General features: G+C 72.4%; 6 protein-coding genes. 1 reads left to right on the forward strand and 5 read right to left on the reverse strand.

Translation table 11 applies throughout. The features are described 5' to 3' along the window. Positions 1 to 830: 830 nt before the first annotated feature. Positions 831 to 1,403 carry a helicase associated domain-containing protein gene (locus PUR26_RS34555; RefSeq protein ID WP_443076935.1) on the reverse strand — a complete coding sequence of 191 codons (573 nt, stop codon included), beginning with the start codon at positions 1,401 to 1,403 and terminating at the stop codon, positions 831 to 833. Between PUR26_RS34555 and PUR26_RS01940 the strand changes: the two genes are divergently transcribed. Further along, complete coding sequence (locus PUR26_RS01940; RefSeq protein WP_443076936.1) at positions 1,315 to 1,533, forward strand: hypothetical protein; 219 nt, start codon at positions 1,315 to 1,317, stop codon at positions 1,531 to 1,533. The genes PUR26_RS34555 and PUR26_RS01940 overlap by 89 nt on opposite strands. A 34-nt stretch (positions 1,534 to 1,567) precedes the next feature. Here PUR26_RS01940 and PUR26_RS01945 read toward each other — a convergent pair whose 3' ends face one another. The 4 genes from PUR26_RS01945 to PUR26_RS01960 form a co-directional block, all read right to left on the reverse strand. Then, entirely contained in the window at positions 1,568 to 3,253 is a 1,686-nt protein-coding gene (locus PUR26_RS01945) for an alpha/beta fold hydrolase (protein ID WP_329868520.1), read from the reverse strand. A gap of 74 nt (positions 3,254 to 3,327) precedes the next feature. Then, positions 3,328 to 3,885, reverse strand: a complete 558-nt coding sequence (locus tag PUR26_RS01950; RefSeq protein ID WP_329868522.1) for a TetR/AcrR family transcriptional regulator — start codon at positions 3,883 to 3,885, stop codon at positions 3,328 to 3,330. Positions 3,886 to 5,278: 1,393 nt separating this feature from the next. Beyond that, complete coding sequence (locus PUR26_RS01955) at positions 5,279 to 5,932, reverse strand: helicase associated domain-containing protein (RefSeq protein WP_443076937.1); 654 nt, start codon at positions 5,930 to 5,932, stop codon at positions 5,279 to 5,281. A 112-nt stretch (positions 5,933 to 6,044) separates the two neighbouring features. Continuing rightward, a partial coding sequence (locus PUR26_RS01960; protein WP_329868524.1) for an FG-GAP repeat domain-containing protein occupies positions 6,045 to 6,699 on the reverse strand: 655 nt, incomplete at its 5' end.

Consider the following 6,699-nt stretch of genomic DNA (forward strand, 5'->3'; position numbering starts at 1 on the left):
GCCTTTCCGGGATGACCGCCCCCTGAAGCGCCCATTACGGGTAGCTGGGCACTCCAGCTCACCGCCGAGCTCGGCGATGGCGGCGAGCAGGTGAGCATGGTGGTGGCTTGCGACGGCCTCGAGCAGCGTGGTGCGGGCCTGGCGCCACCCGATGTCCTCGGTGCGGCCGGCGTCGGTGGACCAGCCGGGTAGCGGTCGGCCTTCAGTTGCCGTGGTGAGCCGCGGCCCAGCTCGCCGATCGACTGCCCGAGCAGGCCGCGCACCAGTTCCTCGACGGCGGCCGCCCGCCGGGCCGGCGCCGATGGCCCGCGCTTCGGCGGCGGCCTCGGCGAGGACGTCTTCGTCCAGGCCCCCATGGGCCTCACGCCACGGAGCGGCCGCAGCGTCGAAAGCGGCCAGGGCGACACGTTCAGTGCAAACGCCGCCGCGCATCGCGCTCTGACCGGCGGTGATGCCTCGGATGGAAGTTCGTGGAGTCGGTCTTGCACCTCGCGTTGCAGGCCCGCGCCGTGTCCGGAACGGAGCCGCGGCCGCCGACAGCGCGAGGCCCCGGGCGATGACGCCCGGGGCCTCGCGGTGCACTTCGCTTGACCGTCCTGTTCAACGACCAGCCGCAGCCGGTGTCACGCCCAGTCGATGCCCAGCGCCGCGATTGCGGCGAGCTGGTCAGCGGCGAGCTTCTCGCGGCTCGCATGTGTGTTCGAAATGCAGACGCCCGGCTTCACTACCACCGGCTTCTCCTGGCCGTCGACCGCGCTCCGTTCGCTGTGCCCCCTCGGCACCGGCCGGTCGCCTTCCCGCTCGATCCACTGCGTGAGGGCTGTCAGGCCTCACTGGAACGCCGCCTGTGCCTTGTTCGGGCCCTTGGCCGCGTCGGCCGGCCCCGGTAGGAGCTCCGCCGGGGCGGGAGACAATGCCTCAGCGGGCTGCACGCCCAGCTTCGACAGCCGTTCCTGCTGCTCGGTCGACAGCTGCACCCAGGTACCCGGGTTCTTCTGCCACTTCAGCCACTTGCCCAGGTCGTCGCCATCGAACAGCACCCCGGGTTCGATGCCGGGAGGCATCCCACCAGGCTCGTCCTCGGCGAGGTGGGCGAGCACCTGGTAGGGGCGTTGCCAGTCCAGCGGCCATGGGCGGTTCCAGTCCGGGCCGATCGCGGCCAGCTGCTGTGCGGGCTCGCTCCGCCCGCTGCGAGCACGGCGAACGGGGCGGCTGCAGTCTCCAGGCCGGAGGGCGCGTGGCCCGGTCGCCTGTTTGCACGCCGGACAGCTTCCGGAGACGGGCAGTAGGGGCAGCCGGCGTCTCAAGACGGCGTTGGCGCAGTGTGGGTCGGCACTGCGTGCGGATGCGGGCGCTGGGACCGAGCGGGCGAAGACCGCTGGCCCACCGCACCGACCCCCCACCGCCCGTGCCCTGGTCGCCCTCGTGGACGGCATCTGCCTCCAGGCCCTGCTCACCGGCGGCGTCTACGAGGAGTACGCGCGCGAGGTGCTGGCCCGGATCCTGGTACCGGCGGAGGGCGCGCCCCCGTAGGCGTGCGGGGCCGTGCGGGACTCCCGCCGCCGGCTCATCCGCCGTCCGGGGCGGAGCCGACGCCGAGGTGGTGGGCCAGCTGGGAGGGATGCGTCAGCTGGGGGTAGTGACCGGCTCCGGCGATCATGGTCACCGGGTGATCGACGGCCGCGACCAGCGGGTCCGTCGAGCCCACGACGATCCGGACCGGAACGCCCACCCGGTCCAGCAGCGCCCGCGACCGCCGATTCTCGGCGACGTCCGTGCGCAGTGCCGCGGACACCCGGCGCGCCACCCCGCGACGACGCAGGTCGGCTGCCGCGCTCTCCACCTCTGCTCCCTCCGGAACGCCTAGCGTCCGGGCCAGCCTGGCGGCGGACATACGGTGCAGCATCGACGCGGCCGGACCCGAGCGGGCGTGCCGTGTCGGCGGTGCCTGCAAGAACGCTGGGGAGACGAGGACGAGCCCGCTGACGCGGTCCGGGTGGTCGGCGGCGAAGCGGAGCGCGGGTCCGCAGGCCACGGAGTGTGCGACAAGCACGGGGCGGGTCGACACCGGGCCCATCAGGTCGGCGAGCCACGCGTCCACCGACCGTTCCGTGGTGCCCGAACGACCCAGGCCCGGCAGGTCGGGAGCCAGGAGCGGGCCGGGGAGGCGGGCGGCGAGGGGCGCCCAGAGGTCGGCGTTCATCGGCAGGCCGTGCAGCAGGACGTGGGCGGGGCGGTGCCGCTCTCCGGTCACCCAGGTACGACTGCCCGCCACGTCTTGGAAGCCGTACGGGCGGAGCCGGGGCGAGGCCGCGCCGAACCGCGCCGCCACCAGGTCGTCGGCCCACGCGCGCAGGGCGTCGGCGGCCGGAGGCATCTCCAGACCGGCGCTCGCGGCGAAGGCGCGGGCGGACGCCGTCGGGTAGCGGTCGCTCGACAAGAAGGGCAGCGTCTCGGGGTCGGCGCCGGTCAGCGTCCGCGGCAGGCGCCGCAGCAGGCCGACGGGGACGGTCCGGTGAGGGGCGCGTACGCCGATGTGCTCGGCGATCGTGCGGATCAGGTCGGGCAGCGGGGGCGTGCTGTCGTCGAGCACCCAGTAGTGCTCACCCGCGGGCCCCTCGGGGACCTCCGCCAGGAACTGGGCGAAGTAGTCGATCGTGACGATCGGCAGGAACGTGTCGGGGCCGCCGGGCAGCGCGGGGAGCCGCCCGCGCCACAGGTCCTCGACGAAGGAGGCGAGGCCGATGTACTGGCCCGGGCCGATCACGGTGCTGGGATTGGCGATCGTCAGCGGGACCCCCAGCTCGCGGGCCCGGGCACGCACCGCGGCGTCGGCCTCGGACTTGGACGCCTCGTAGGCGCCGAGACCGGTGCGGTCGGCCGGGCCGTCGGCCGCGCTCACCCGGTAGCCGCTGATGTGCACCAACCGCCGCAGCCCGGGCAGCGTGGCGGCCCATTCGAGCACGTGGAGCGCCCCGATGACGTTGGTAGCCCGGGCCTCCTCCGTCCCGAGGCCGAAGGCGAAGCGGGCGGCGGCGTTGTAGACGTCCCGCGCCTCGGGCAGCCCCGCGAGCGGCCGGGTGATGTCGGCGGTGACGATCTCGAGGCCGGCGGTGTCCATGCCCCGGGTGGCCAGCCAGGGGGTGAGGGTGTCCTTGCGGACCACTGCCGCCACCCGCCGGCCCCGGGTGAGCAGTTCGGCGACGAGGGAGCGGCCGATGAAGCCGGTCGCGCCGAAGACGATCGCGTCCATAAGACTCCTTGAATAGATCGGTCTACATATTTCTTGGGCAGAAAGAAGGCCCGCCGACGGTCGGCGGGCCCCGGTCAGTCCAGCAGGGTGCGGATCTGGCGGCCGACGCGCTCCAGCGGATCCCTGCTGCGATGCGCCCGGGCCAGCAGGAGCGCCCCCTCCACCAGGGCCAGCACCGTGACGGAGAGGTCGTCGGCGTCCGCACGGCTCGCCAGCCGGGCACGTAGAGCCGCCTCCCAGGAGGCGTAGACCTCCGAACACACCTCTTGCAGCGGGTCGTTGACGGCGGCCGTCTCCAGCGCCACCGTGGCCACCGGGCATCCCTTGCGCCAGCCCGACTCCGCGAGCCGGTCGCCAAGGTGGCGCAGCAGCCCCTCGACGAACTCCGCCGGTGAGGGGCCGGCACCGGCCTGCTCCTCCAAGGTGTCGCCGATCGTACGTCCCGCCCGCCGGACGGACTCGCCGACCAGTTGGTCCTTGCCGCCGGGGAAGTGGAAGTACAGCGAGCCGCGGGGTGCGCCGCTGACCGCGATGACCTGGTTGAGTCCCGTGCCGAAGTACCCCGCCGTCTCCACCAGCTCCTGTGTCGCGTCAAGGAGTCGGTCCCGCGTCTCGGCGCCCTTCTGTCCCATACCGAAAAAGTAGACCGATCTATATATTATTTCAACCCTCTCCGATGTCAGATGGCAACGTCCGACCGCATCGCCGTCGCCTTCGGCCGTTGCGACGGAGCCGGCTGTGAAGGGGTGCGCCGGTGGCATCGGAGGGGCGTCAGCAAGGACGGGAGGGCTCTTCCTGCTCAGAGTGCACCGCGATAGTGGTCACGGCTGCCGGGCGGTGACCAAGGTGTGTCGCCGGATGCCCATCGTGGGGATGGCTGGCTGCCATGGGCGTGTTCACAGTGGGGAACTGTGGCGGCTTCCGGGCCGGCCCGGGAACCGGGGCGCGGGCGACTCGCGCCGGCGTGCGTATCGGCGCACGTCGTTGCCCCGGCGCACCTTCCAGGGTGAACGGAACTACGTCCTGCGCCTCCGGCCGTCCCGGCAGGCCCAAGCGGCCGGTCACCGATATCGCGACGACAGCACGCCCCCGCTGCCCGACCTCGGTCCGACCGGTCTGGCTCCCCGCCAGCTGCAGTACCTCATCCGCACCCTGGCACCGGTAGGAGACACCTGCCGCAGACGTCCAGCCCGCCTCGCCTTCGCCGATCAGGTCCTGGCTACCGTGCTTCACCTGTGCGTCGGCCTGGCCGCGGAACCCCTCGCCATTCTGTTCGACAGCAGCCGTCCGCCATGCACCGCATCCGGGTGGTCACCGCGCGAGGCAGTGGACGGGGCGTTGCACATGTCGGAGCACGTCCACTTCGGGCCGGCCGGACGCTCGGAGTACGTACCGGCAGAGCCGCCCGGCTCTGGCGACGTCGGCCGGTACGCGTGGCGAGGCGACGTCCCCTGGTCTGGTGCAGGCTGTCCTCGGAGGTGCCGGCACGGTCGCCTTCGTCGTCCAGGGCGAAGCCCCAGGCCATGTAGCGGGCCAGGGTGCGGGCGCTGAGGCCGGTGGCGGAGGGGATGGTGGCGGCGGTGCCGTAGGCGCCGACGGTGCCGAGCAGAGCGGCATGTTCGGCATCGGAGCACACCCCGGTCTGCCGAAGCCAGTGGCCGATCTCCCCGGCCAGGGCCTGGGTGTCGGCGTTGGCGAGGGGGGCGATCGGGGCCCAGAAGGTCGGCAGCTCGAATGCGGCGGCTCCACCGAGACGGGCGACTCCCTGCGGAACCTGACCCTCAAGGGTCTGCAAGCCGCCTCCTACGAGCTGCAGCGCCCGGTGACGGAGAGGGGGCTCCACCGTGCGGCGCGGGCTCCGGCGGGGCCTCCCACCCGATGGCCGTCAACGAGACGGAAATCGCGATGCTGCGCCCGAAGTCGAACCTTACCAGGCTCGCCAAGGACCCGGCCGGAGTCCGGGCCGCCGCGCAGGCCGCAGCCGACGCACCCCGCGGGGTCGGCACGATCGCCTCGTACTGGACCTCAGAGGCCGTCCGGAGCGGCCTGGGGGACCGTCACCGGCTTCGCCCAGTCCATGCCCAGCTTCGCGAGGGCGGCGAGCTGGTCGGCGTCCAGCCGGTCCCTCCTGGATTTCGTGTTCGAAATCCATACGCCCAGTTTGACCGTCACCGGCTCCGCCTCGCCGTCGACGGTGATCTGTTCGCTGTGGCCCCTCGGTACGGGCCGGTCCGCGCCTTCCCGTTCCACCCACTGTGTGAGGGCTGTCAGGTCCCGCTGGAACACCTGCTGCGCCTTGCTCGGGGCCGTCGTCGCACGAGCGGCCGCCTGGTCGGGTTGCACGCCCAGCTTCGACAGCCGCTCCTGCTGCTGTTCGGTCGACAGCTGCGCCCAGGTGCCCGGGTTCTTCTGCCGCTGAAGCCACCGCCCGATGTCATCGCCCTCGAACAGCACTCCGGGTTCGATGGCCGACAGGACGCCGTCGGCGTCGACCGGGTCGGCAAGCACCTGGTAGTGCCGCTGCCAGCTCAGCGGCCACGGGCAGTACCGGTCCGGGGCGATCGCCGTCAGCTGCTGCGCGCATGCGGCGGCCCGTTGTGGATCCTTGCCGAGGTCGCCCATCCGGCGCCGGTCGGCCATGTGCTGCCCGATGGGCACCACCGCCTCGCTCTCGCCCACACCGCGTCCTGACGCCGGGCAGGCCGCCCCTCCCCGCACTCCTGCGGCACGTACTTGGGATACCGCTGTGGAACCGTCGCTGGCTGGTGTAGCGGTGTGGGTGTTTGCCGGGTCACCGGGTGCGGAACCGGCGGTAGAGGTTGCGGGCGACATACACGCCCGGGCCGCCGAAGCCGACGATGTCGACGCGGCCGTCGCCGGTGATGTCGGCGAGGAAGCGGGGGTGGCGGTCGACCCGCCAGGCGCCTGCGGCGTCGTGGTAGCCGAAGCCGCAGCAGACCAGTTGGGCCTGCTCGAACTGGCCGTCGCCGGTGTTGTGCGACACCCAGACGCCTTCATCGCCGAAGCCGACGATGTCCGGCTTGCCGTCGCCGGTGACGTCGGCGAGAAACCTGAGGTGCTTGCCGCTGGACCATCCCTGGGCGGTCCCGAAGTCGTTGAGCACGAACTTCGCGGGCTCGAACGTGCCGTCCCCGCGTCCGCGCGCGACGACGACGCCTTGCGGGCCGAAGCCGACGATGTCCGCAGCCTCGCCGTCGGTGGTCCTGAGCAGGAACCGGGGGTGCTCCTCGGCCGAGTTCCATCCCTGATCGACACCGAAGCTGTCGAGGACGTACAGAGGTTCGGCGAAGTGTCCTTCTGCGTCCTGGAGGGAGATCCAGACGCCGTCGTCGTGGCAGCCGACGATGTCGAGCCTGCCGTCGCCGGTGGTGTCGGCGAGGAAGCGGGGGTGCTTGTCGGCAAGCCACCCGCCCGCCTCCTCCCCA

This window comes from Streptomyces sp. SP18CS02 (assembly GCF_036322365.1).
Taxonomy (GTDB): Bacteria; Actinomycetota; Actinomycetes; order Streptomycetales; family Streptomycetaceae; genus Streptomyces.

What these genes read in the sequence shown, in the direction of transcription:
- PUR26_RS01945 (WP_329868520.1), bottom strand. Translation starts at nt 3,253, where the DNA reads ATGGACGCGATCGTCTTCGGCGCGACCGGCTTCATCGGCCGCTCCCTC.
- PUR26_RS01950 (WP_329868522.1), bottom strand. Translation starts at nt 3,885, where the DNA reads ATGGGACAGAAGGGCGCCGAGACGCGGGACCGACTCCTTGACGCGACA.